At 44.0% G+C, this 25,206-nt stretch carries 22 protein-coding genes; 10 read left to right on the forward strand and 12 right to left on the reverse strand.

What is annotated here, in order from left to right; genetic code table 11:
• Nucleotides 1–20: 20 nt before the first annotated feature.
• The 6 genes from ACS8FD_RS02550 to ispZ form a co-directional block, all read right to left on the reverse strand.
• Nucleotides 21–638: a hypothetical protein gene (locus ACS8FD_RS02550; RefSeq protein WP_439274305.1), complete on the reverse strand. Its 618-nt coding sequence runs from the start codon at nt 636–638 to the stop codon at nt 21–23.
• Nucleotides 639–756: 118 nt separating this feature from the next.
• Nucleotides 757–1,182: a secondary thiamine-phosphate synthase enzyme YjbQ gene (locus ACS8FD_RS02555; protein WP_439274306.1), complete on the reverse strand. Its 426-nt coding sequence runs from the start codon at nt 1,180–1,182 to the stop codon at nt 757–759.
• A gap of 12 nt (nt 1,183–1,194) precedes the next feature.
• A complete protein-coding gene (mnmC, locus tag ACS8FD_RS02560; protein ID WP_439274307.1) occupies nt 1,195–3,255 on the reverse strand; it encodes an FAD-dependent 5-carboxymethylaminomethyl-2-thiouridine(34) oxidoreductase MnmC in 2,061 nt (686 codons plus the stop codon).
• A 151-nt stretch (nt 3,256–3,406) separates the two neighbouring features.
• The gene (locus ACS8FD_RS02565) at nt 3,407–3,859 is read right to left on the reverse strand and encodes a hypothetical protein (RefSeq protein ID WP_439274308.1); all 453 of its coding nucleotides are present in this window, start codon (nt 3,857–3,859) and stop codon (nt 3,407–3,409) included.
• Entirely contained in the window at nt 3,856–4,167 is a 312-nt protein-coding gene (locus ACS8FD_RS02570; protein ID WP_439274309.1) for a YciI family protein, read from the reverse strand. The genes ACS8FD_RS02565 and ACS8FD_RS02570 overlap by 4 nt, the downstream gene beginning before the upstream one ends.
• Nucleotides 4,168–4,333: 166 nt before the next feature.
• Complete coding sequence (ispZ, locus tag ACS8FD_RS02575; protein WP_439274310.1) at nt 4,334–4,885, reverse strand: septation protein IspZ; 552 nt, start codon at nt 4,883–4,885, stop codon at nt 4,334–4,336.
• A 161-nt stretch (nt 4,886–5,046) separates the two neighbouring features.
• Between ispZ and ACS8FD_RS02580 the strand changes: the two genes are divergently transcribed.
• Together ACS8FD_RS02580 and ACS8FD_RS02585 are read left to right on the forward strand one after the other, a co-directional pair.
• Nucleotides 5,047–5,934, forward strand: a complete 888-nt coding sequence (locus ACS8FD_RS02580; protein WP_439274311.1) for a PHP domain-containing protein — start codon at nt 5,047–5,049, stop codon at nt 5,932–5,934.
• Between the two features lie 187 nt (nt 5,935–6,121).
• On the forward strand, nt 6,122–7,567 hold the full coding sequence (locus ACS8FD_RS02585) for a GGDEF domain-containing protein (RefSeq protein ID WP_439274312.1): 1,446 nt from the start codon (nt 6,122–6,124) through the stop codon (nt 7,565–7,567).
• A gap of 52 nt (nt 7,568–7,619) precedes the next feature.
• On the opposite strand, the gene truD is transcribed toward ACS8FD_RS02585, so the two are convergent.
• Complete coding sequence (gene truD / locus ACS8FD_RS02590) at nt 7,620–8,789, reverse strand: tRNA pseudouridine(13) synthase TruD (RefSeq protein WP_439274313.1); 1,170 nt, start codon at nt 8,787–8,789, stop codon at nt 7,620–7,622.
• Between the two features lie 312 nt (nt 8,790–9,101).
• Between truD and ACS8FD_RS02595 the strand changes: the two genes are divergently transcribed.
• Together ACS8FD_RS02595 and ACS8FD_RS02600 are read left to right on the forward strand one after the other, a co-directional pair.
• Entirely contained in the window at nt 9,102–10,709 is a 1,608-nt protein-coding gene (locus ACS8FD_RS02595) for an FAD-dependent oxidoreductase (protein ID WP_439274314.1), read from the forward strand.
• 103 nt (nt 10,710–10,812) lie between these two features.
• A complete protein-coding gene (locus tag ACS8FD_RS02600) occupies nt 10,813–11,442 on the forward strand; it encodes a GNAT family N-acetyltransferase (protein WP_439274315.1) in 630 nt (209 codons plus the stop codon).
• Nucleotides 11,443–11,451: 9 nt separating this feature from the next.
• Here the strand turns inward: ACS8FD_RS02600 and ACS8FD_RS02605 are convergent, their stop codons facing one another.
• Entirely contained in the window at nt 11,452–11,667 is a 216-nt protein-coding gene (locus tag ACS8FD_RS02605; protein WP_439274316.1) for a hypothetical protein, read from the reverse strand.
• A 230-nt stretch (nt 11,668–11,897) separates the two neighbouring features.
• Here ACS8FD_RS02605 and ACS8FD_RS02610 point away from each other — a divergent pair, with 230 nt between their 5' ends.
• The gene (locus ACS8FD_RS02610) at nt 11,898–12,266 is read left to right on the forward strand and encodes a hypothetical protein (RefSeq protein WP_439274317.1); all 369 of its coding nucleotides are present in this window, start codon (nt 11,898–11,900) and stop codon (nt 12,264–12,266) included.
• 143 nt (nt 12,267–12,409) lie between these two features.
• On the forward strand, nt 12,410–13,489 hold the full coding sequence (locus tag ACS8FD_RS02615; RefSeq protein WP_439274318.1) for an XAC2610-related protein: 1,080 nt from the start codon (nt 12,410–12,412) through the stop codon (nt 13,487–13,489).
• A gap of 135 nt (nt 13,490–13,624) precedes the next feature.
• Here ACS8FD_RS02615 and gorA read toward each other — a convergent pair whose 3' ends face one another.
• Complete coding sequence (gene gorA / locus ACS8FD_RS02620; protein WP_439274319.1) at nt 13,625–14,980, reverse strand: glutathione-disulfide reductase; 1,356 nt, start codon at nt 14,978–14,980, stop codon at nt 13,625–13,627.
• Nucleotides 14,981–15,117: 137 nt separating this feature from the next.
• On the opposite strand from gorA, the gene ACS8FD_RS02625 reads away from it, so the two are divergent.
• Nucleotides 15,118–15,399 carry a DUF503 domain-containing protein gene (locus ACS8FD_RS02625; RefSeq protein ID WP_439274320.1) on the forward strand — a complete coding sequence of 94 codons (282 nt, stop codon included), beginning with the start codon at nt 15,118–15,120 and terminating at the stop codon, nt 15,397–15,399.
• 439 nt (nt 15,400–15,838) lie between these two features.
• Here the strand turns inward: ACS8FD_RS02625 and ACS8FD_RS02630 are convergent, their stop codons facing one another.
• Both ACS8FD_RS02630 and ACS8FD_RS02635 read right to left on the reverse strand, forming a co-directional pair.
• Nucleotides 15,839–16,891, reverse strand: coding sequence for an alpha/beta hydrolase (locus tag ACS8FD_RS02630; protein WP_439274321.1), 1,053 nt, complete (start codon nt 16,889–16,891; stop codon nt 15,839–15,841).
• Nucleotides 16,892–17,095: 204 nt separating this feature from the next.
• Entirely contained in the window at nt 17,096–17,941 is an 846-nt protein-coding gene (locus tag ACS8FD_RS02635) for an SDR family NAD(P)-dependent oxidoreductase (RefSeq protein ID WP_439274322.1), read from the reverse strand.
• A gap of 397 nt (nt 17,942–18,338) precedes the next feature.
• Between ACS8FD_RS02635 and ACS8FD_RS02640 the strand changes: the two genes are divergently transcribed.
• A complete protein-coding gene (locus tag ACS8FD_RS02640; protein WP_439274323.1) occupies nt 18,339–19,307 on the forward strand; it encodes a P63C domain-containing protein in 969 nt (322 codons plus the stop codon).
• 168 nt (nt 19,308–19,475) lie between these two features.
• Here ACS8FD_RS02640 and uvrA read toward each other — a convergent pair whose 3' ends face one another.
• Nucleotides 19,476–22,382: an excinuclease ABC subunit UvrA gene (gene uvrA, locus ACS8FD_RS02645; RefSeq protein WP_439274324.1), complete on the reverse strand. Its 2,907-nt coding sequence runs from the start codon at nt 22,380–22,382 to the stop codon at nt 19,476–19,478.
• A 639-nt stretch (nt 22,383–23,021) separates the two neighbouring features.
• On the opposite strand from uvrA, the gene ACS8FD_RS02650 reads away from it, so the two are divergent.
• Nucleotides 23,022–24,386, forward strand: a complete 1,365-nt coding sequence (locus tag ACS8FD_RS02650) for an MFS transporter (RefSeq protein ID WP_439274325.1) — start codon at nt 23,022–23,024, stop codon at nt 24,384–24,386.
• Between the two features lie 24 nt (nt 24,387–24,410).
• Nucleotides 24,411–25,004, forward strand: coding sequence for a DUF3833 domain-containing protein (locus ACS8FD_RS02655; RefSeq protein WP_439274326.1), 594 nt, complete (start codon nt 24,411–24,413; stop codon nt 25,002–25,004).
• The last annotated feature ends 202 nt before the right edge of the window (nt 25,005–25,206 follow it).

The raw sequence follows: 25,206 nt of genomic DNA on the forward strand, positions 1-25,206 counted from the left end.
CATTTAATTAGCGCTATACCTTAAGTCTGAGTCACTACCTCCGCCTCAGCGCTAGTCGCCTCATAACTTGTGATTTTGCCATTCTGCAGCACATCTATACTACTACCACCGCCATGACTGACCAGCTCTATGCTGCCGTCCTTGGAGCGATAAGTTGGGTTGTTGCCTTGGCCTTCAGGCGCACTTAACGTCACTTTTGCTTTATTAGGCAGGGTAACAATAGCATTTAGCACGCCTGTTGCCGAGGTCTCAAAAACTACGGATAAGCTCTCACCTGACGCACTTCGATACTCTACATCGGTAATTTGCGTGCCCTTTATCGCTTGCTCAGGACTAGGTGTTGTCATTTCGGCATTGGGAGTCACGCCTGCTGCACCAAGATTATTCTCAAGTGACTTAAGCTCAACATCGCGCTCGCTTGGCGTATCTTCTATAGTTGTAGCCTCAGTTTGTTGGTCTGCTTCATTATTGACGACGGTTTCTGCATCAGGAGTGGCTACAGGTGCTGCTGATTCTTCTACCACTACGGTGTCAGTTTCCGGCTCTTGTTGACAAGCTGTCAATGCTAAGCTTGATAAACTTAACGCGATAATGGGTAGCAGGCAAGTTTTAGCTTGAATCTTAGATGAATTTTTCATAGTTGGTATCTTATTATTAATAATGGAGGCGCTGTAGCTCGTAACAGATTACTTAAATTTAAACACACTATTATTGAGCTAACCATTTATTTATCTAGCCATTTTTCTTTGTATAAACTCAACTGCTGACCGTAATAACGACTCGGCGCGAGCCTCCATAATCCCTATGCTCACACAAATAAATTCCTTGCCAAGTGCCTAGCCCTAATGATCCATTCACTAGCGGTATGGTCAAGCTCACGCCAAACATCATACTCTTAAAGTGTGCCGGCAAATCATCAGAGCCCTCAAGCGTATGACGATACTGAGGTTGATCAGCGGGTGCAATGTTATTGAGCCAATCCTCAGTATCCCAGCGCACATCAGGGTCGGCGTTTTCATTAATAGCTAGGCTGGCTGAGGTATGCTGCAAAAATAAATGCACTAAGCCCGTTTTTGTCTCTGTTGATATCAGCTGATCGATAGCTTGGTTAATCTGCGGCGTGATGATATGAATACCGCGAGCGTAAGCGGATAGGGTTAGAGTGGTTTGTTGATAAGCCATCAGATGGTCTCGCTATGAAGTGAGTGGCGTTTGCAGGCGTGCACGATCGGGCGACAATTTGCCGAGCATCTCGCTAGACAAAGGTGCAAACGCTCCTAGCATGATATCAGCCAAAGCCTCGGCACATATCGGTGCAAAAGCATAGCCTTTCGCGCCCATCGCACTCATGACCCATATGCGCTGACTGTCTGCTAGTTGTCCGATGATAGGATGATAGTCCGGCGTCTGTGTGCGTACGCCTGCACGGGCTTGCCAAGACTGTGTATCGCTCGGAACAATAATATCAAGCTCAGGAATGGCTTCAATTAGTTTATTTCGGCTAACTTCATGCTCGTTTGCACGAATACCAGTGTCGGTGTCATTACGTACAAAGCTTGCGCCTAGTAAAAACTGCGGCTGGCCTTCTATTACTGCGTTTAGCTTCGCATCACCAGCTTTTGGCGTAAAAAGACTACAATAACCGCCATACTTAAGCGGTAGTTTCGGCAGGCTGGCGAGCTGTTCAGGAGTTGGCGTAAACCAAGACAGCTGCCCGCGTATCTTACGACAATCAAAGATACGCTTGTCTAAATAATGACTTTCAAACGCCGCGCAAATCACCACATTATCTGCTTGCAGCGCTATCTGGTTAGCACTTTGTTCTTTGTGATCATAACCGATAACACTGATATTATTTTTTCCCTCATCTATTTCAGTTACTTCTAAGCGCATGAAACTGATCAGCGGATGACTCAGAATAATATATTTTAAAGCTTGCGGATTGACGAGCCCTGATTGCGGCAAATACAAGTTTTCGGTCAAGTCTTGCGCCGTTAATCCTGATAATACCTCTGCTTCGCTAGCCGGTAAGGTCGTCGCTAAATCATCAGGATAATCAGCGATTTGAGTACTGTCGATATTGGCCTTTAATAATAGATCAAGCGCCGCTGTTGGCTCAATAATAGGTACGATATCCTGCTTTTTTGCTTGTTCGTTAAGCTGATGATAGAGGCGACTACTATAGAGATAACCGATGGTATGCAGGTGCTCATCGACATGATGGACAGGTGTCATCTTCGGCGCGAGCAGGGCACGCGGATTACCCGATGCGCCTGCTAACGGCGCTGTTTTATCGAGTAAAGTGACTTTGATACCGCGATTGACTAATGACCAAGCCATCATTAATCCTGCAACGCCAGCACCAATAACGATATAGTGATTGTTGTCTAAGGTAGAGCTTCGGTTAGAGTTATCTTGAGTAGGAGTTGTCGGCAAGCTCTCACTGACTCTCGCAGTCAGCATCTCACGCTTACGGCCAAAGCCTTTGACTTTGTTTATCGTAAAGCCGTACTCTTGTAAACCGCGTTTGACGACTCCCGCACAGCTATACGTTGCCGCAGTCGTGCCAACCGCCGAGATACGCTGTAATTGCGCGAAAATAGTCGCTGCCCACAGCGATTCATTGCAAGAAGGGGCAAAACCATCTAAAAACCAAGCGTCTACTTGCGGTTTATTGCTTCTAGTTTCAGTATCTGCAGTGTCCGTTGCTAATTTAGCTAGACTACTCTGGGCTTCGCCAAGCCAAATATCTACCGTGAGATTATCTTCCTCAAAATGCAGACGATGACAGCCTTCGATAAGGCTAGGATATATAGCTAAAAAGCGCTCAATGTTTTGTGCCAGCTCAGGCGCGCGCACGCTCCATAAGCCCAATATCTGCCGTAAGTCTTCGAGCGTAATAGGGTGTTTTTCAGTAGTGATAAAATGTAGACGCGCTGTTGCTAGGTTTGTATGAGTGCCTCGCAGTTGCTGCCATAGTCGCCAGACGGCTAGCAGATTAAGACCGGTGCCAAAACCTAATTCTGCGATGGTAAAGCACTGATTAGCTCTAAGATTTGTCAAGCGCTCAGTAAGCTGATTGCCCTCAATAAAGACATAACGCGACTCTGCTAAGCCATCAGCATTAGAAAAATAGACATCGCCAAACTCGCCAGATACCGGCACACGGTTACCGCTATCATCACTCTGCCATGCTATATTAGCAGGAATAATCACATTTGGATAAGCGCTAGTGTCGGTAACATTGGTAGACATAGGGATCTCAATAGATGAGAGGAATAAGAAAGGAAATAGCTGACATAACAATCGATATCAGCTCAATTTATAAAATAACTTAGCAGTGTTAGTAAGAGATAGGGACGCTTAAAGTTATCAAAACTATCGAAACTATCGAAATTTTTTAAAACTACCAGCGCTCTCGGCGTACAAAAACCAGCCAAGAGATAAAAATGCCGACCAATAAACTGATCAAAACCGTAAAGGCACCGTATAAAAACAGCTGACCTTTGCTCTCGTACACTAAGACATTAGCCTGCGTCTGCAAGTCATTAACTTGTCGTTGCAATTGCGCGTTACGGCTGAGTAGCTGTTGATTCGCGGCTGACAGTGCTTTATCTGTTGGCTGTAGCTCGGCGGCTAGCGTCGGTTTGCCATCGGCATCTATAATAGCAGCTGGTCGCACCGTCGTTGTCGTTGCAGCCTCAGTTGGCGCTATTTCGGGTTGTGCTGTTGCCGGCTCTGTAGAAGGTACTACTGATGCGGCTTGCGCACTAACAGCACTGAAAAGTAAAGCCATAGCCAGTAGACTAAGTAGGGCGCACTTAATAGCAAAAGCTGGCGCTAAGGACGTTTGACTCACGATGACGAAACCTTATCGCTAGGTAGGGTGTGGATGAAAGGTCTGACATCGACATGGCTATAAACGCCATCACGCAGATACGGCTCAGCGTCAACCCAAGCTTGCGCTGCTTGCAAAGACTCAAAATCAGCGATAATAACACTGCCCGACATCGCCTCAAGACCGTACTCGATAGGCGTAGGACCAGCGATAACCAAGCGCTTATCGCGATCTAGAGCTTGCAGGCGCTCGACGTGTTCTGAGCGTGTGATCTTACGCTGGGCGCTGCTATTTGCCACATCATGACCAATAATTACGAATAAGGACATTAGGGTTCCTCTAAGAATAATAGTGAATAATAACGACTAATTATTGTCAAAATTAGCATTTAAGAAAGTGCTGTTATTCATATATAGTCGATGCTCATCAAAAAACACCTGATAATAAGATGAGCTTTATCGTTTTTGTATCGAGCGAGAGATTGAATCATGAGCGCTATTTAGACTTTTGATCCGTTAAGGCCGGATTGATATGGTTTTTTAATACCGCAAACTGGGCAATAATAAACACTAGCATGATAGGTATCCAGCCGTAGGTTTTAAAATTAATCCAAGCCTCATCAGACATCGTAAATGCCGTGATATAATGAAGTACCCCCATTAATACAAAAAATAAAGCCCAAGCGACAGTCAACTTTTTCCAGCCGCTCATCGTCAGAGTGAAGACCTCTTTCATCGCCATCTGCATCAAGGGTTTATTGATAGCGGCACTGACAAACAAAGTTAAGGCAAAGATGCCATTAATAATAGGGGATTTCCAACGCAAATAGATGTCGTCGCGTAGCAGCAAGGTGCCGCCACAAAAGACGATAGTCAATAATAAAACCACCCACTGCTGCTTATCGAACTTGCCTTTTTGGCGAATAAAGTGAATGGCATAAACGAGCACCGTAGCGATAAGCAAAGCGCCTGCCGCTGCCAAAATACCATTTTGCCTAGCAACAACAAAGAAGGCAATTAAGGGAATAAAATCTAATAAGGCTTTCATAGCAGATGGGATGTCCAACAAAAACGTAGAGTGTAGTTTACACGTCTACTGTACGAAACAAAAGCAATCAACGTTGCAATAACTATATATGACCAATTCAGATATAACCCATACCTTTCTTCTTTATTTTGATCTGACAATAAAACTTTAAGGCCCGCTTTATGAAAATAGATTTACATTGCCATAGTACTTGCTCTGATGGCACTTATGCGCCTACTGAGGTGGTACAACGTGCTCATAATGCTGGCGTTGAGGTATTGGCTTTGACTGATCATGACACGCTGCTCGGTATCGATGAAGCGAGAGCTGCAGCTACTGCTTGTGGCATGCAGCTGATTAACGGCGTTGAGATTAGCTGTGAGCACACGCTAACGGGCGGTTATGGCAAAAACAAATCCACCAATAAAATCATTCATGTAGTAGGCCTTGACTTTGCTGATCGCAAGCAGATGCATGCCACCTTGCAGCAATTACAAGACAGCCGTGCGACACGCGGTCAGCGGATCACTGAAAAACTCAGCGAGCTTTTGGATATCAACTATGATGCGCTGTGGCAAGACGTCCTAGCCAAAGCGGGCGATAATCCGCAAGCAGTGGGCCGCGCGCATATTGGGCAAGTGTTGTTTGAGCGCGGAGAGGTCAAAACGGTACAGAAGGCTTTTGACAAGTATCTGGCAGATAACAAACCGGCTTATGTGGCGATTGAGGCACTAAGTATGGCACGCGGTATCGAGCTTATTCATGCTTGCGGCGGTAAAGCAGTGCTCGCCCATCCTACCCGCTATCAGCTGTCAGCTACGCGAGTGCGTAAGCTTATTAGCGAATTTGCCCAGCTTGGCGGCGATGCCTGCGAGCTACCGGCTAATAGTGAGCCAGTAAGTACTCGGCGTATGGTCGATCGCACTATTGCTGAGCATCAACTAGCCACTTCTATAGGTAGCGACTTTCATGGGAGTAATATGCCTTGGCGACGCCTTGGTGATGTGCCTACTTTGCATGAGGAGCAGCAAGGGATTTGGCAATCTTTTGACTCATTATCTCGCCAGTAATAGCGAATGACTTAAAGCTATTGAGCGTTTATCAGTCTTAAGGCCGAATGTTCAATAAATATTAAACTTAGGTCTGTTAGTTTTTTAAGCTATTGAGCGTTTTATGATTGTATCAGGACCGTACATTCGATAATATCAATAAAAAAACTCGATTTATTTATCAAAACCTGCATGCGGCTGCGTATCCATGGCTATTTCGATATATCAATTAGGCTATAAGAAGCTCTCTCAGATTATATTTGAATGGCAAATAGCAGATCGTACCTCGCTACTTGCCTTATTTATTTTTATAGAAGTTGCTTTACATTGGTTGTGGTTCTTGGTGGTATGGTTGTGCCGAGATACCGTTAGACCCTACGTCGATATGCATCTGTTTTACCCGCTTTGGTTAGGTGTTACGGTCACTGGGGTTCTTTTATGGTGGATGATTGGCTATTTATCGCGCATAAAAAGCAACTATAAGCTATTACTGCGCTGGCAGCTTATATTGGTTCTACTCTACACGGTTTATATCACTTCTATCATTGTCATGGTCGGCTATAGTAGTTTAGTCGCTGGCGTATCGCTGATTGGCGGTGCTATGTTGGGGATGATGCTTATAAAGCGTCGTTATGTTTGGCGCATATTTTTATTGCAGATATTTTTAGTGCTATTGGCCATTATCTCTCCTTACTTTGGTATCAGTTTGCCCAATTTGCGGCAAATGCCTGTCATCGCTCCGCTTATTGATATTTATAGTTACCTCACTTATAACGAGATTATGACTATCGAAAACGCTATTGCCGCTTTTATGTTTACGAAAAAAACGTTAGGTTGGGATGATATTAGTGAGCTACAGCGTTCATCGACTTTTTTTTGGCGCTCAACTCATGTCTATTTGGCGCTTCCCAAAGCACTTTTTACGGTTTATATTTTTCGTAAGCTGCTATATATCTTGGATCAGAGTAGAAAAGAGATTTTGGAGCATGCTCATAAGGATGAGCTAACGACTTTAGATAACCGCCGTTATGGCTTGACGCAAATGCAGCAGACCTTAGCAGAAGCGACCAATACGCAAGATTATAGTGTGATTTTACTAGATTTAGATCTTTTTAAAGAAGTTAATGACAACTATGGACATCAAGTAGGCGATCAAGTATTACGCGAAGTGGCGCAAGTTTTAATCGCTTCACTAGCGGCGACAGACGCGATTATTAGTCGTTATGGCGGTGAGGAGTTCTTGATTTTTCTCCCTAATACAGCGCATGTCGAGACTCTAAGCATCGCTGAGCAGTTACGAGAAAGCATCGCTGAACACATCATACAAACCGAGGAACAAGCTAGCGTCAAAGTGACTGCGAGCTTAGGGATTTATACCTTAACGGCTGATGAGCTAGGGGTGATAAAAGAAGAGCATGTCTTAAAACAAAAAGCAGTACTCAGCTCGCAAGCGAAGCAAACGCGCACGCGACTACCAGCATTTAGCCAAAATAACGCAAGCGGCTCTGCTAATGCCTTGTCTGACATTCAGCAGCTGCCCAAAGATATTTGCCAATACTTGATCAGTAGCGCTGACAAAGCACTATACGAAGCCAAAGATAGAGGGCGCAATGAGGTCGTCAGTGCTAATGATTTACTAGCAGTAGAAGTATAAAGTCGCAATTTTTAACTTTGTAGCAAGAAATAGGCATTTAAACGTTTATAAGCTACCGCACGTTTAAATGCCTAACCAAGCTTGCCAATACGCTAGTGGCAAAGCTACCTGTGGTTAAAGTAAAGTCGAGCACTAGCGTCTGCTCATCTGTCCAGTGCCAACTCAAATCCTCGACCGGCAGGCGTAGCGCTCGTCTTTGCGCTTTTACCTCGCGCTGCTCAAGTCCTGTTGCCAATTCAGCTAATAAAGCATTTTGTTGCACGACAGTATTTTCCATATCAGCGGCAGTGCCTGTTACTTTATCATTGCCCACGCCCCACATCACCGCCGTTGGATGAATATCACCGCTTGCCACTCGCGCTTGCAGAGTCTCATCTATGTGCTCGCTGGCAAATATCGAGCCTGAGCCATTTAGATTAAACACTTCACCATTTAATCCTGTATTCCAACTACTATCTCGCACTCTCGCCGCTAATATCTCATTAAATATCAGGCTTCGCGCTGCCGATAGCTCCATCGAGTTTTGCTCGCGCGTCGCGCCTTTACGCTTATTTTTCTTCTTTGTAGATGCAGTATTGGTTAATGGTCTAGCAAATAGATTCAGCGCCTCACGTATGTTATTGCCGCCGAATCCAAAGCGCTGTGGACCAAAATAATTAGGCACGCCGGTCTTGCCTATGGCCTGCAAATGCTGCTCGATAGATGATTTATCATGACTTTCAAACTCAAACTCAAACTCTAAATGTCGTAAAGTAATGATAAATTGATTGGCGTTATGGGTGCCGCGGTTCAGTTTTTTATTGTGCCAGTGTTCAGCGATGATTTTGACCGTCTCATGCTCTTTTATATCTACAGGCGCAAAGTCGCTAGCGGGTTTATGTTTTTTAGGCAGCCGCAGACTAAACCACTGCGTCGTTAGCGCTTGCCGATCTTTGAGTCCCGAATAGCCAACATCGCGCAGGGGAATATCCGCCCACTCTGATAACAGTTTCGCTAAGTAAGCAGTATTAATGCCTGATTTTTCTATATGTAGCCATAAATGCTCGCCTTCATCAGTGAAGTCTAGTTCGAGTATTTCATTCACTACAAAATCTTCAGTTTTCGCTTTATAAGTAGCCTGTTTGATAGGCGGTAGTGTTGGCTGTGGCAAATTTTCGGTATTCGTTACCACCGCAAAGTCGATAGTGGTAGGGTCAAGGTTTTGGTTATCTATAGCAGTCATAAAATAGTCGTTTGATAAGTGATAAAGAAGAGGATAGGGCGTTTTGATTTAATAAATAAGTAAGGTAGCATAAATTATTAACTTTTAAGCCATTAGGTTTTGAGATAACCGCTGAAAAGTTACGATTTGCAACGCGCTAGATATACAAAAAAACATCGCAAGCTAAGTGGTCTTGCTACTATTAAGGGTAGCGCTATTTTTAATGGTACTTATTTATCTATAGCATTATAAAAGTATAGCTTCACAATCAGCTAGATAGACTCAACTACTATTAACACATAATAATGAACTAGCAAACGTTAAGGATAACCTATGACTGACAATAAAAAGATAACTATTAGCACTGCCGACATTGCAGATGGTGGTATGAAGTCGTTTAAGCAAGACGACGATAGTATCATTTTAATCACCCGCGATGGCGATGCGTTTAACGCCTTTGATGGTAAATGCACCCATGCAGGCGCTGACTTGGGCGAAGGGCTACGCTGCGGTAATCGCGTGATTTGTCCTTGGCATCACGGCACCTTTGATAGTACTGATGGCTCGCTGATAGAGCCGGTCGCTATGAAAGGTTTGACTCGCTATAGTGTTACGATCGAAGGTGATAATCTGATCGTTGATACTTCAAATAATATCAATAACCGAGCTAACAATGATCAGCTTAGCGAAACGCATACTATTATTGTAGGTGGGGGGGGTGCTGGGTTTATGACCGCCAATCAGCTGCGCCACACAGGCTACGGCGGTAAAATAACCTTAATCAGCGCCGATGACACCGCCCCTTATAACCGTCCTTTATTATCAAAAGCCTTTCTAGCCGGACAAATGGACGAAAGTAAGCTGATCTTAGGCGGCTCAAACTGGACCGATAGAAACAATATTGAATTGCGTCTGAATCAAAAAGTCAGCGAAGTATTGCCCAATGAGAACGCTATTATTATCAAAGATAATAATGGTGATGATGAAAAACAAAGCGCAGACTTCTTGGTGGTCGCTACCGGCGCAGAACCTAAAATACCGCCGTTCAAAGGTGCGGATCTTGAGGGCGTGTTTACGCTACGCAGCATGAGCGATGCCAAAAACATCAAACAAGCGAGTCAAGATAAGCATGTGGTCATCGTCGGTACGGGCTTTATCGGTATGGAAGCCGCAGCGGCGCTATCGCAAGCAGGCGAGGCCGCCTCTATTACGGTTGTGGGTCGCAGTGCTCGGGTGATGAGTAATATCGTCTCCCAAAGCGTCAGCAATGTGCTAATAAAGATGCATGAGGAGCATGGCGTGAGATTTGCCTTTGGCGCGAATGTTGACGATATTAATGGTGATAGTAAGAGTAATAAAGTCACCGGCGTTACTTTATCTGATGGCACTGAGATAAAAGCTGACGTGGTTATTTTGGGTACAGGGGTTGCACCGCGAACCGATTTGCTTGAGCAAGTTAATGATCCTGATGGCGTACAAGTAGATAATGAGTTACAGCTGCGCGATGGCGTTTATGCGCTAGGCGATATTGCCAAAGCCAGCAATCAGATGGGACGGATGCGTATTGAGCATTGGCGCGTGGCCTTGCAGCACGGTATTGTGACTGCAGGCGCTATCTTAAATGATGATCATGTCAGCAGCTTAGAGGAGCGTATTCCTTTCTTTTGGACGGCGCAATATGGTAAAAGTCTGCGCTATAGCGGTCACGCGGCGACTCCAGATAAAGGTGTACTCTTCGGTTCACCTGATAACTTAGATTACATCGAGTACTATTTTGACGATGAAGGCGAAAACACTCGTGCTAGTGCCGCCAGCTCCTTAGGCCGTGATAAAGAGTTAATTGCCTTCAGCGAATTATTACGTCGTGGTCATGCGCCAACGCGTGCCCAAATCAACGCAGGCTTCGATATTATCGATCAAGCCCATGCGTTATCGCGCTAAATCAGCGTAGATAAATATTGGTTTATTGATTATGATAAAGGCTGTCCTAACGATTTAGGTCAGCCTTTTTTATGTTAAATAAGTGTTAAGACTAGAGAATTGCATGATGACTAATGACGCTAAAAACACAGACGCTATCAATAGAGACAAAGTATTTTTACGCCAAGCGACTGCTAACGATACCGGCGCTCTAGAGCAACTATTAAACCTCTGCTATCGGCAAGACCAAGGCTGGACCAACGAGGCCAATCTTGTCGGTGGTATTCGTACTACGCAAGCAGAATTAACTAGCGTTATTGCCAATCCCAAGCATTATGTCTTTGTCTATCCAAAAACCGATACTGGCGAACGTGATGGTGAAGAAACTGGCGAGCTATTGGCCTGTATCGCCGTCGATATAAAAGTCGAGGCAGATTTAAATAAAAAGGCTCATAATAACAAAGCTTATATTGGTATGTTTGCGGTACATCCGAAGCTGCAAGGATTGGGTATAGGTAATGTAATACTACAAGCCGCTGAGACTTTTGCTGAAAGACATTTAAAAAGTAACGACCAACCCACTCGTCTAACTATGTCTATTTTGAGTCATCGACCTGAGTTATTAGCTTATTATCAGCGCCGAGGTTATCAGTTAAATGGCAATAGTATGCCGTTTCCAGATGACGGCAATAATGGTGAGCCTAAGCGTCAGGATTTAGCATTATTAGAGCTTGAAAAAATCATTAACGCATAAAAGCTGGTTTTATGAGCCCCAAAAATACCCAAAAGTCATAAATAAGCCAACGCTGAGCAATATAAACGCCACGATGATCAAGCGTTTAAACCAATTAAAAGCAGGTAAGCGCGTGGCATTATCATTAGACATCAGATAAGCAAATAAGAACAGTAAACTTGCTGCCAACGTCATTATCCCTAAGCCGACGGGTAGAATATAAAGGTAAACTTGCCATGTCACCATTTTGCAACCCTCTCATTATTTATTAGAATACGGGCATGATAGCAGTAAGGAGATTGGACTGTCTGCAATTAGCTTGGAGTTATAAGCTTGTATTAAATTATCAAGGTAAGTTTACTGGCAAAATTAAACGGCTAATCATGAAAGGTTGTACTATTAGAAAAGAAATTATGTTGGGTTTTATATTGTGTTTAGGTATACTTTGAGCACTACCTAATTGAAATGAGAGCATTATGAGAAGTATAAAAAAATTAGCGATTATCGCTGTATTGACTCCACTCTTTGCCGCTTGCTCTAGTGGCCCTTCTGAAAGCGATGTAGAAGAGCTTATCCAATCTCAATATGACCAAGCTCATAGCATGATGGATGATGCAATGTCACAAGCTGGCAGTAATGAGACAGCACAGGCTATGAGTGGTATGATGCAGGGCATGATGCCTACCTTAGAGAGCGTGGATAACGTCAGCTGCGATACTACCGAAGGTGACAATACTTATCTGTGCACTGCTGACGTGACGCAAACCATTGGTGGTAAAAGTCGTACCGATAGTGGCGCTTTTAAGGTGAACGATGTGAATGGTGAATGGGTATTGACTCAATAATGGTTTACAAAGCCATCAAAGTTAATGATATAAACAGGGCGCTTAAATAGCGCCTTTTTTTGTGCCTAACAATAGCTAATGAGTGGTTTATATGGTTTTATAAAGTTTATGATAATAAAAAATAAGCAAATAAGGAGTACCCAATGTCTAGCAATATTCTATCTAAGGTCTTGTTTAAAAGAGCAGTCAGAGCAACGACAATAGCAAGTGGCTTGCTTGTTTTTGCGTCAATATTGCCAGCTTTGGCTCAAGCCTCAAATCAACATTATCAGGTTCAAGAATTCTCTGATGATTATTCTGCCAGCATTACAGCAATAGAGGATGAAGACAGCGAGTCAAACAGTATCATTAACGTTATCAATGCAAAAACTGGGCAAACCCTTATCAGTCAGCCCGCCAGTCTCGATATTGAATATGAGTTAGACAACAGTAAAGCGCGTCAGCTAGGTGAAAAAATTAGCGCTAATATTGCCAATAGGCATTATGGCGAGCATAGCGTGCTGATATACGATGATTTTAATTTTGATGATCAAAAAGACTTAGCACTAAGAGATGGGCGCAACGGCTGTTATGGTGGACCTTCTTACCAAGTCTATTTAAAAGAAGATAATACTTTCGTGCATAGTGATGGATTTACGGAGCTGGCACAAGGATACTGTGGTTTTTTTGACATTGATAAAGACAGTGAAATTTTGAGCACTATGAGCAAAAGTGGCGCGGCATGGCATCAGTTTAAAGAGTTTAAGGTCATCAATGATGAACCAGTCGTTGTCCGTATCATTGAGGAAGAGTGGAATAACAGAAGTCTGCTATCTATTACTGAAAGCAAAAAAATCAATGGCAAAATGAAGGTCGAGAATTATGAAATGCTACCACCTTATGCCGAACAAGCAGAAAATCCATTGCCCTATATCTACATGCTGATAGTAGATAATAATAAAAAAATGGTGCTCGATAGTCAGTATAAAGATGGCAGCGAGCAATTATATTATGCTTTTGCAGATGAGGAAGGCCGAATTGAGCTGCTTTATGAAGGACAGTTTGACTATGATAAAACAAAGAAAACACTGAGCTTCACCAACAGACCTGTGCTCTATAAAATCAATAATCAAGGCATTACCGTAAAACTACCTAATAAGACGGTTCAGTTAAAGGCGCAACCTAAAAGCGTGTTTGGCAGTTTAGATGGGGTCGCTCAGTTTAAGAATGTCAGAGTGAAATAAAGAATATTGAAGTAATTCGTTAAAGTCACAGATAGTCCTCAAACCTAGCAAAAAAGGCTACTCTCTCAAGAATAGCCTCTTTATTGACACACTCTATCAAACTAAGGCATATATTAACGCAATATTAAAGCAATATTAACGCATCGTCACGAACTCTTCTGCACCCGTTGGATGAATGGCAACGGTATTATCAAAGTCCGCCTTAGTCGCGCCCATCTTAATTGCTACCGCAAAGCCTTGCAGCATCTCATCGACGCCGTAGCCAATGCCATGCAAACCAATGACTTTTTCCTCGTCGCCTAAGCAGACCAGTTTCATGACGCACTTTTGCCGATGCTGAGTAACCGCGCTATACATCGAGGTAAAGGTTGATTTATAGCACTTGATATTGTCTTTGCCATACTGCTCAACGGCGTCAATCTCGGATAACCCAATAGTACCGATAGCAGGGTGGGTAAAGATAACGGTCGGTATCAAATCATAAACCAGATGCTCATCGGTTTTTTCATTAAATAAGCGCTCTGAAAGCCTCCGACCTGCGGCGATAGCGACTGGCGTTAGATCAATACTGTTTTCGATGATATCACCGACTGAATAAATGCCTTTGACATTAGTATTCTGGAATTTATCGACTTTAATTTTGCCAAACTCGGTAGTTTCTACGCCAGTCACTTGCAAGTTAATGTTATCAGTGGAAGGCGCGCGACCAATCGCCCAAATCAGGCAATCTACCGTATCAAGCGTACCATCTTTGGTAAATAACTCTAAGCTGCCGTCTTCATTTTTATTGACTTCAGTGAGCGTGGTGTTGGTATGCAATTGAACACCGTCTTGCTCCATCTCTATCAGCAGAGTTTCGACGATAGTGTGGTCAAACGAGCGCAGCGGCGAGTGCTGACGAACATATAGGTGCACCTCAGCGCCCAAGCTGTTGAGTACGCCCGCGATTTCAACAGCGATATAGCCAGCGCCAGCGATAGCCACCCGTTTTGGCAAGTGTGTTAATTCAAAGAAGCCATCTGAGTCGATACCGTGCTCTGCGCCTTTAATATCAGGCTTAATAGGATGACCGCCCGTGGCGATCAAGATATGGTCAGCGGTAATGTGTTCGCCGTTGACTTCAACGGTATTGGTATCGACAAATTTAGCAAAGCCTTTTATCACCTCAACGCCATTTTTGGCTAAGTTATTATCGTAAGAGCGATGGATATTTTCGATATACTGCTGGCGGCTTTGCACCAACTTTTGAAAGTCGAAGTTCTTTAATTCGACATCAAAGCCATAGTCTGGCGCGTACTTCTCGATAGCTTCAGCGACTTGCGCGCCATACCACATAACCTTTTTGGGTACGCAGCCCCAGTTGACACAAGTGCCGCCTAGTTGCTCAGCCTCGATAATCGCGCACTTTTTGCCATAGCTTGCCGCGCGGTTGATGGAGGCAATACCGCCGCTGCCACCACCGATGGAGATATAATCATAATGTTTACTCATATAAGGTCTCTTCGTTTAGTTATTATTTGGGCTGTTTGTCACGGATAGTCATAATTATAAAGTTACAAGGATCTGACCTCGCGCGAAGTATGGTTGATGATACCATGAAGCGTGAATAACTTTAATAAGGAGAACTTATGCATATTGCTATCTTGACTCTAACCTTTGCGCTACCCGGCTGCGGCTCATTAAAAGAAAAGCGCCAACGTATGGGCGGCTTGCATGCGCGCTTTGGCAATACACCAAGCGTGCCAGTCTGCGAGAGCGGTGAGCGCGATCGGCATGATGCTAGCGAATGGACGTTTGTCATCGTCGGACTATCTAAACGTGAAGTTGAGTCGCAATGCAGTCAAATTGAGGAGAAAATAGAGCGGACGGTGGACGCACGAATGATGAATGTTGAGCGGGAGTTTATTTAGGTTGAGGACGTTTTGATAAGTAGCTAATCCTGAGAAGCGTTAAAAAATTACACTGCATTTTTAGCTTCGCAAGTGAAAATCCCTTAAAGGGAATCTTCTGTCTCGCTACTATCTTGCTTACCTACTAGAGTAGTGGTCAATAGCCAGTAGCGTTCCCGTTGCCTTGATAACGCGAGACCATCCTGCAATTTAGTGGTCAACCAAGGATAACTGCTACTAGAATTTGCAAGAATGCAAATTCTCTTGCACTCGGACAAAGCATTGCTTTGTTATTGCCTCGCTCAGGGCTAAAAAACGTCTAGTTGCTAGTATTGATTATTAAAAATAACTTATGGTTTTGTTGGGTGTCGCAAACTCCACACCAACCTACGCCAAATTCGTAGCTCAATGCGATTGATATAAGGTAGGTTTGTTTCAAGGTACGAAACCTAATAATCCATTACAACGCTCTAAGCGACCGACTCGCATCATTAAAAGCCACTTTGGCGTCCTTAATCTCGCCTGCAAACATTAAGAACAAATGCGGCATAGTTTCATACACCGTAAGCTCAGTCTCTACACCGGCGTCTTTAAGCTTCTCAGCATAAGCTACGCCTTCATCACGTAGCGGGTCAAATCCGCCTACCATAAGGACAGCAGGAGCAACGCCCGTTAAGTCACCAAATATCGGTGACGCCAGTGGATCTTTGGTATCGGTGTCATCATTTATATACTTCTCCTTGAACCAGCGCATCTTTACACGCTCCAAAAAGAAACCCGTTGCAAATAACTCATACGACTCATACTCACGGCTCATATCGACCCAAGGCACCCATAATACTTGCAACTTTGGTGGATGAGTGTCGTTTTTAGTTTGCTGCGCCACAACAGCCGCTAAGTTACCGCCTGCGCTATCACCACCAACCGCTAGACGACTCGCATCAACGCCAAACTTATCGGCATGACTGGCAATATAACGAAAAGCGGCTAATCCATCGTTGATAGGAGTAGGGAAGGGGTGTTCAGGCGCTAAGCGATAGTCGACTGCGATGACGGTACAATGACCACTAGCGGCTAAGTGCTGACAAACCAAATCGTGTGACTCAAGCGAGCCTGCGACATAACCGCCGCCGTGGTAAAACACTAAGGCGGGCTGATTATTATCCTTGACATCTTTATGACGATAACGGCGTAGCGTGATGCTATCACCGTCTGAGACGTCAAGCTCAAAGTCATCGCTGATAATATCTTTATGATGAGACTGCGCGAGCAAAGGCCCTTGAGCATCGATCTGCCTACGCGTACTGGCAACGCTGGCTAAATGGTTAGGCGGCGCGTCAAATAGCTTTAGAATGACTTGCACTGAGACATCCAAAGTTTGACCGTCTATGACGATAGGCTCGCCTGCGATTTTTCGTAAAATAGGTTTGGGCAAGTACACTATTCTTTTAACGATAGCTTTTTGTACTTTGAAGGCGAGTTTTTTTAGCTTTGGGTTGTTTGTGATTTTCATTAAAGACATCCTTATCTTGAGCAATGATAATAAACGGTTAAGCCTTAATTTTATGTCTACAAATCTTACGCAATACGAGTCATTTGCGTCAGCTCATAGTTATCAAGCATATCTTTCGTTACCTTGACAAATTTTTGAAAATGCGCGCTTTGGCCATGCTACTCCATAAGCTCCTTATTTTCCCACACCTCATAAGTGATAAAATTATAGTGATTGTAATAGATCTTGAGTGTGGCGTTTAAGCTCGTCAATAGCGTCTTTATTTAAGGCATCGGCATGCGGTTGTCCGAACTCGCCTCTAGCCTCACCATGCGCGCCGTCTTTGATATCATTGTCAAAGTATTTACCCGTATCATCAGCGAACTCATCTGAGGTGGCAAGCTGCGTTAGGATGTTCGCGCCTTTATCCGCTGATGACCAGTATTTGCCATACGCTTCATCGACCATTTTGGTATTGAGTAGCGAGCCTGGATTGACTGCGATGACATTGATATTGTCATCTGCAACGGCATCGGCTAATCCCATACTCCACATGGTAAGCGCGAGCTTGCTTTGCGCATAGGCATCTTTGTCATCGAGACGCTCGTTTCCTGCAAATGCGGGATAGGATATTGGCGCTTGTGCTGCTGAGCTTAGATTGACAATGCGCGCTTTGCTAGCATTTTTAAGCAGGGGCAATAAGGCGTTGGTTAATACGTAAGGCGCTAAATAGTTGACCACGAAACGGACATCCAATCCGTCTTTGGTCACGGGCGATGCAGTGGTATAAATCCCGGCGTTGTTAATCAGCACGTCAAGCTGCGATAGCTTGGCGTTAACTTCTGCTGCCATGTCGCGTACTGCACGAAAATCTGACAAATCAGCCACGAACCCATTGATATCATCTGCTGCCGCGCCTGTCGCTACTGCTTTAACTTCATCAATAACGTTATTAAGCTTGTCAGCATCTCTGCCATGCAAATACACTTTATGCCCCGCTTTTGCTAAATTTAGAGCGGCAAGTTTACCAATGCCGTCCGTGCTGCCGGTAATTAAAATAGTCTTCGTCATGAGTCATCCTTATAGTTTGAGTTATTGATTGAATTTTGGATGTGTTCTATTTTAGCTGTCGTGATGGGGCTGATTGTAATGAAAGTGTTGTGATTGGAAAAGTGGCTGCAATTGGGTAGGTTTTGAAATAACGAAAATTGAAAGTTGTAGCAATTTTCTTAAAAATGTTTCTTCCAAGGCATCAATAAGCCCTTGTAGGGTACGCTCTACACACTATTTGCTATCGAAATTTAGTAGGTATGGTTTATGGAATGTATCTTATTAATTGATTGTGATTTGAGTAAGATAATATTTTTCTTGTAGCGTTATAATTACAAGTTAATTACTAATAAAAGTAGTTTACAAGTTATTTACTTGTAATTATAATAAGGTTTAATCTGATAGATAGGTCTATGACATGGGACGTGAAAATAGTGGTAAAGCGACAGCCTCAAAAATGACAGTAGCAGAGCGTAAGGCTCGTTCTATGAAGGGAGTAAACGCGAGAAAGTATAAAGCTAACTTACCTAAAGCAGGCTACGAGGGTGAAATAAAAATTGGAGATAGTAGTTTAGATGTAGCAGTAATTGAGGGTGATGTACGAGTTATTAGACAGAATGCAGTTTTTGATGCACTTGATAGACCTGGAAGAGGGAATGCAAGGTTAGCCAATATTCCTACTTTTATGGATGCTAAGAACCTCCAACCTTTTGTATCTGATGACCTAAAAAAGGTAATTAAAAAAATTGAGTATGTAGATCTAAAAGGTAATATTCAAAGTGGTTATGATGCGAATATTCTGCCACTAGTTGCTGATCTATATCTGAAGGCTAGAGAAGAGGAGAAATTACACCCTTCCCAAGTAGGTACTGCTAAGAAAGCAGAAATATTAGTAAGAGCTTTATCGCAAGTAGGGATGACTAGTTTAGTTGATGAAGTTACAGGCTATCAAGAAGCTCGTAAAAAAGATGCACTTGCTAAGCTATTCGAAAAGTTTGTAGATAATGAGTTGCAAGCTTGGATTAAAACTTTTCCTGACGACTATTATAAAGAACTATTTAGATTGTATGATATGCCTTACCCTCCTGAAAACGGAAAAGTAAAACGTCCAGGTTTTTTTGGACATGTTACTAACAAGGTTATATACAAAAAGCTAGCTCCCGAAATTTTACCAGAGCTTAAGAATAGAGCTAGAAAATTAGGTAACAAAGGAACCAGGTTGCATCAAGTTTTAACTCCAGATAAAGGACATCCAGAGTTAATGCAATTAGTATCTTCCGTGACAACTATTATGAAACTATCAAAAACCAAAGAAGAATTTTTTGAAACTGTGGATAGAATACACCCTGACTTTTCAGAAAACTATGATTTACTTTTAAACAACTAGATAATTTTAGTTAAGTAGATACACTATGTAGTCTCTATGATCAATCGAACGAAAACTAAGCCTTAAGTAAATCTGTGCTTAAGGTTTTTGTATACAAATAATAATCAAATATAAAAAAAGGCCACCCCAAAAGAGTAGCCTTTAAATCAAAACCAAACAATCAACCTACTAACTCGCCTCAGACATCGCCTGTTCCAAAACCGGCTTTAAAAATTCACCGGTATGCGAGCCTTTCACTTCCGCCACTTCCTCCGGCGTACCTTCCGCGATAATCATACCGCCACCTTTACCGCCTTCAGGGCCAAGATCGATGACCCAATCGGCAGTTTTGATCACATCCAAGTTATGCTCAATCACGACGATAGTATTGCCTTTATCACGTAGCGCATGCAGGATGTTGAGCAGTTTATTGATATCGTGGAAATGCAAACCAGTCGTTGGCTCATCCAAGATATATAGCGTTTGTCCGGTATCACGCTTGGCAAGTTCGCGTGCTAGTTTCACTCGCTGGGCTTCACCGCCCGATAGGGTAGGCGCGGATTGTCCGAGGCGAATGTAGCTCAGACCCACATCCATCAGCGCTTGCAAGCGGCGATAAATGGCTGGAATGGCGGAGAAGAATTCAGTGGCATCTTCAACGGTCATATCCAGCACGTCAGCGATGGTTTTACCTTTATAATGAATCTCAAGGGTTTCGCGGTTATAGCGCTTACCTTCGCAGGTATCACAAGGCACGTACATATCGGGTAAGAAATGCATCTCGACTTTGATCAGACCGTCGCCTTGGCATATCTCACAGCGACCGCCTTTGACGTTGAAGCTAAAGCGACCCGCTTTATAACCACGCGCACGCGCTTCAGGCGTCTGTGCAAACATCTCACGTACGGGCGTAAACACACCGGTATAAGTCGCAGGATTAGAGCGTGGCGTACGGCCAATTGGGCTTTGATCGATATCGACCATTTTGTCCAAATGCTCCAGACCGCTGATGCTGTCATGCTTATCGGCGATTAGTGTTGAGGCATTATTGAGCTGAGTCGCCGCGATAGGCATAAGCGTACGATTAATCAGTGTCGATTTACCAGAGCCTGACACGCCCGTAACACACGTCATTACCCCAACTGGCAAGCTCAGATCGACGTCTTTTAAGTTGTTACCTGACGCGCCCTTTAGCTCAATGGTCATGGGTACTTTTTTTGATTTGGCTTTGCCTTTACCCTCGACTTCTATGGTTTTGGCTTTGTGACGTACCGTTGGAATTTCGATACGTTTTTTGCCCGACATGTATTGTCCAGTCAGCGAATCTTTAGTCGCCATAATTTCATCGACCGTGCCTTGGGCGATAATATGACCACCATGTACGCCTGCACCGACACCGATATCGATGACGTGGTCGGCTTGACGAATGGCATCTTCGTCATGCTCGACGACAAGGACAGTGTTGCCCAAATCACGCAGGCGCGTTAGGGTTTTTAGCAAACGGTCGTTATCGCGCTGATGCAGACCAATAGACGGCTCATCAAGCACATACATCACCCCCATGAGACCCGCGCCGATTTGACTGGCAAGCCTGATACGCTGCGCTTCACCTCCGGATAGCGTTTCGGCCGAGCGCGCCAGCGTTAGATAATCAAGACCAACACTAACGAGGAAGTTGAGGCGCTCGTTAATCTCTTTAAATATTTTTTCTGCGACTTCACCTTTATGACCACTTATTTTAAGCGTTTTATAGTAATCAGCAGCATCACCAATAGAGAGCTTAACGATCTCCGCGATGGTTTGCTCATCAACGCGCACGTTACGGGAGATTTCATTCAAGCGCGCGCCATCACAGACATTACACGTGGTATCAGCAAGGTATTTGGCTAGCTCATCACGCACGAGGTTACTTTGAGTCTTGGCATAGCGGCGCTCAAGATAAGGAAGCACGCCTTCAAACGGTACCGTTTTATTGGTTTTACGGCCACGCTCATCGGTAAAGTTGAAGGTCAGCTTTTCTTTACCAGAGCCTTGCATAATTAGGTCTTGTTGAGCTTTGGGTAGATCCGTCCACGGCATATCCATATCGATATTAAAGTGGTTACAAACGGTGGTGAGCAAACCAAAGTAATAAGAATGGCGCTTATCCCAGCCATTAATTGCGCCTTGATTGAGCGTTTTATCAACATGAGTAATCAGCTTTTCAGCGGCGAAGTATTGACGCTTACCCAGACCATCACAAGTCGGGCAGGCACCATACGGATTGTTAAAACTAAACATCCGCGGTTCCAGCTCAGATACGGCGCGATCACAAACAGGGCAGGAATGCTTAGCCGACATCACTTGATTGTCGCTACCATCTTCTTTCGGATTACCATCCATAAAATGTAGCGTAACTAACCCTTGACCCAGACGTAGCGCAGTCTCTAAACTCTCCGCCACGCGGTTGCCTAGATCATCACGCACTTTAAAGCGATCCACGACGACCTCAATCGTGTGTTTTTTCTTCTTATCGAGTGTTGGCAATTCGTCAGTATCATAGACATGACCGTCGACGCGTACGCGCACAAAGCCTTGTCCGATTAATTGCTCAAGCAAAACCGTATGCTCACCTTTGCGCTCACGAACCACAGGAGCCAAGATCATAAGTTTGGTCTCATCGGGGAGCGCCATGACTTGATCAACCATCTCCGTCACAGACTGCGCCACCATCGGCTCGCCGTGCTCAGGGCAATAGGGCGTGCCGATACGCGCATAGAGCAGACGCAGATAATCATAAATCTCAGTGATCGTGCCAACGGTTGAGCGCGGGTTATGGTTGGTAGATTTTTGCTCAATGGCAATCGCTGGTGACAAGCCTTCGATACTATCGATTTCAGGCTTTTCCATCTGCGATAAAAACTGACGCGCATAAGCGGATAAGCTCTCAACGTAACGACGCTGCCCTTCAGCATAAAGGGTATCAAAAGCCAAGGACGACTTGCCAGAACCGGATAAGCCGGTAATCACGACGAACTTATCGCGTGGAATATCTAAGTCAATATTTTTGAGATTATGAGTACGAGCGCCGCGTATTGCGATATGGTCATGGGCCATCGGTAAGGGGTTTCCTATTTTTTAAAGTGGGTTAGCGATTAATAAAGATAACCAACATTTGTAAATTAAAAAGAGTAGATGAGCTTAAATAATAATAAAATAGATAAATAAAAAGAAAAGGTGGTAAAACACTTAACTATTTTTTAAACCCTATTTATTTTTATAAATTAACAAAAGTCTGCTTATAGGAGTTGGGGTTAAATAGTTAACCGATATTTATATCTTTACGATAGCTATTGAGTCAGTTTTCCACTGCTGCAGTTATTAGCTAATGAGCAGTATTAGTAGCAGAACAATGAGTAAAAGAACAATGCTATCAACGCTTTACTTTATAGTCACGATTAAGCGATTATTCAAGTCAGGGATACGTATTAAAGAAGGTTGGTAACAAAACTATAGAGATACAGTCAGTAAAGAGTGCTTTGTGATAAAAGTCTCGGCAAGAAAATGGCGAATGTCTTATACTAGGGAGCTTGATTTGGAGCTGAAGCTAGCGCAGATATAGTAACGTCATGCGATACCTGAGGTCTTTAAGCCGGCTTCGATCAACCTTTGTAGGATCGGGCTTGGTGATCAATCCATTAAGTGGTCTGCAAGCTGTAGCTATCAGATGTTATAAGATGAACCAGTGAGGCAAGTATGAATAGCGTAGAGAAACGGGCAATCTTAGGGGTAGGTGGTATTTTTGCTCTGCGGATGGTTGGCCTGTTTATGATAGTGCCGGTGTTTTCTGTTTATGGCAGCACTTATGCGCATGCGACGCCTTTTTTGATTGGTTTAGCCGTTGGTATTTATGGTTTGGGTCAAGCGGTTTTTCAGATACCGATGAGCCTTGCTGCCGATAAGTTTCCGCGTAAGCCTATTATCATGTTTGGCCTGATACTGTTTGCCATCGGCGGTATCATCGCGGCCAACGCCACAGATATTTACGAGGTTATTATCGGTCGCGCACTCGCGGGTAGTGGGGCCGTATCGGCGGTACTGATGGCGCTCTTAGCTGACGTCACGCGCGAGGAGATGCGCACCAAAGCCATGGCCACTATGGGTTTGACCATTGCCACCTCTATTATGCTCGCCTTTGCTTTTGGGCCGTTATTAGTCGGCTCGCTTGGCATGTCAGGGCTGTTTTGGTTGACTGCCGGCTTTGCGGTACTGGCTATGCTGCTATTATTCGTCGTACCGACGCCGCTACGGGTGCTCAAGCATAACTTAGATAATAAATCGATTGGTCAGCAGCTGGCTACTGTGCTCAAAATCGGTGATCTCAACCGGCTGCATTTTGGTATATTTGCGCTGCATCTGACGCTTACCGCTATATTTGTCATCTTGCCGCATCAGCTCACAGAAGTCATGGGCTTGTCGGTGCGCCAGCAAGGCTTAGTGTATTTGCCGCTGTTGTTTATCGGCTTTGCTGTTGCTATTCCTTTTATTATCATCGCTGAAAAGAAGCGTAAGATGCGCCAAGTCTTTTTGGCTGCGATTGGTTTGATGACCGCAGCATTAGCATTATTAGCCTTAGGTAGCCAAGTCGGTGTCGGTATTATCTTAGGATTACTGCTGTATTTTATGGGCTTTAACTTGCTTGAGGCCACTATTCCTTCTTGGATCTCTAAGCGCGCCCCAGTCGCTAACAAAGCTACGGCTATGGGACTGAATTCATCGAGTCAGTTCTTCGGTGCCTTCGTCGGTGGCGCGATGGGTGGTCTGCTATTGAGCCAGCCTGATATGCTCGCATGGGGTATTTTGGCAGTGATAATGGCTGTGGCACTATTAATTATTCTGCCAATTTCGCAGCCGCCGTATTTATCTAGTACCACAGTGACGATTCCGAGTAACATTGATGTTCAGGATTGGTCGCAACAAATGATGGCAATCAATGGCGTCGATGAGCTAGTCGTCATGGCAAAGGAGCAAGTGGCTTATCTAAAACTAGATAAAACCCAGCTAACAGATGAAGCAAAGCAAGAACTTGCCAAGTTAGCACAAAGCCCGTTAAATATTTAATTGAGCTATTCAAAAGGAATTGAGATGAGCGCATTCAACATTAACCTTACTCTAAAATCAGCGCCTACTGTTGCGATGACGCTAGGGGTAGGATTTGCTATATCAGTGGCGGCATTAACGTCAGGCTGTGCCACCCAAAATATTCAAACTTATCAAAACGCCAAACCGGCGCTGGATATGCATGAGTTTTTCTCGGGTCAGATCGACGGTTACGGTATGTTTCAAGGTCGCAGCGGCGAAGTCAAAAAACGCTTCACCGTCGATATCGATGCCAGCCATGAAGGTGACAACGTTATCGTCTTAGATGAAAAGTTTGCTTGGGCTGATGGCAGTAAGTCACAGCGCATTTGGCGACTCACTAAGCAAGCTGACGGCACATGGACAGGAACCGCTGGCGACGTGATCGGCGAAGCTACTGGAGAAGTGGTAGGCAACGCCTTTCACTGGCAGTACGTGCTGGATTTACCTGTCAATGATAAGACTTACCAAGTCAATTTTGATGATTGGATGTATTTAATTAATGATAATGTCATGTTGAACCGCGCCGTGATGAGTAAGTTTGGCGTAGAGCTTGGCAGTGTGACTTTAAGTATGCACCATGATGAGCATACACCATAAACGGTAATAAAAACTAATAGTACTAAATGGTATACAAATGTATATTCATAGACGACACGAACTGTCGTCTATGAATAAGTGCAGCTAGATATTTACGTAAAAAACGTATAAAGTGAGCCTATAATATTAATTGAAAATTAGGGTTAATAATTATTGACCTTATAAAAATAGATTAAAGTAAGCGGTTTAGGCTTTTGTATAA

The organism is Psychrobacter sp. 1U2 (assembly GCF_051847575.1).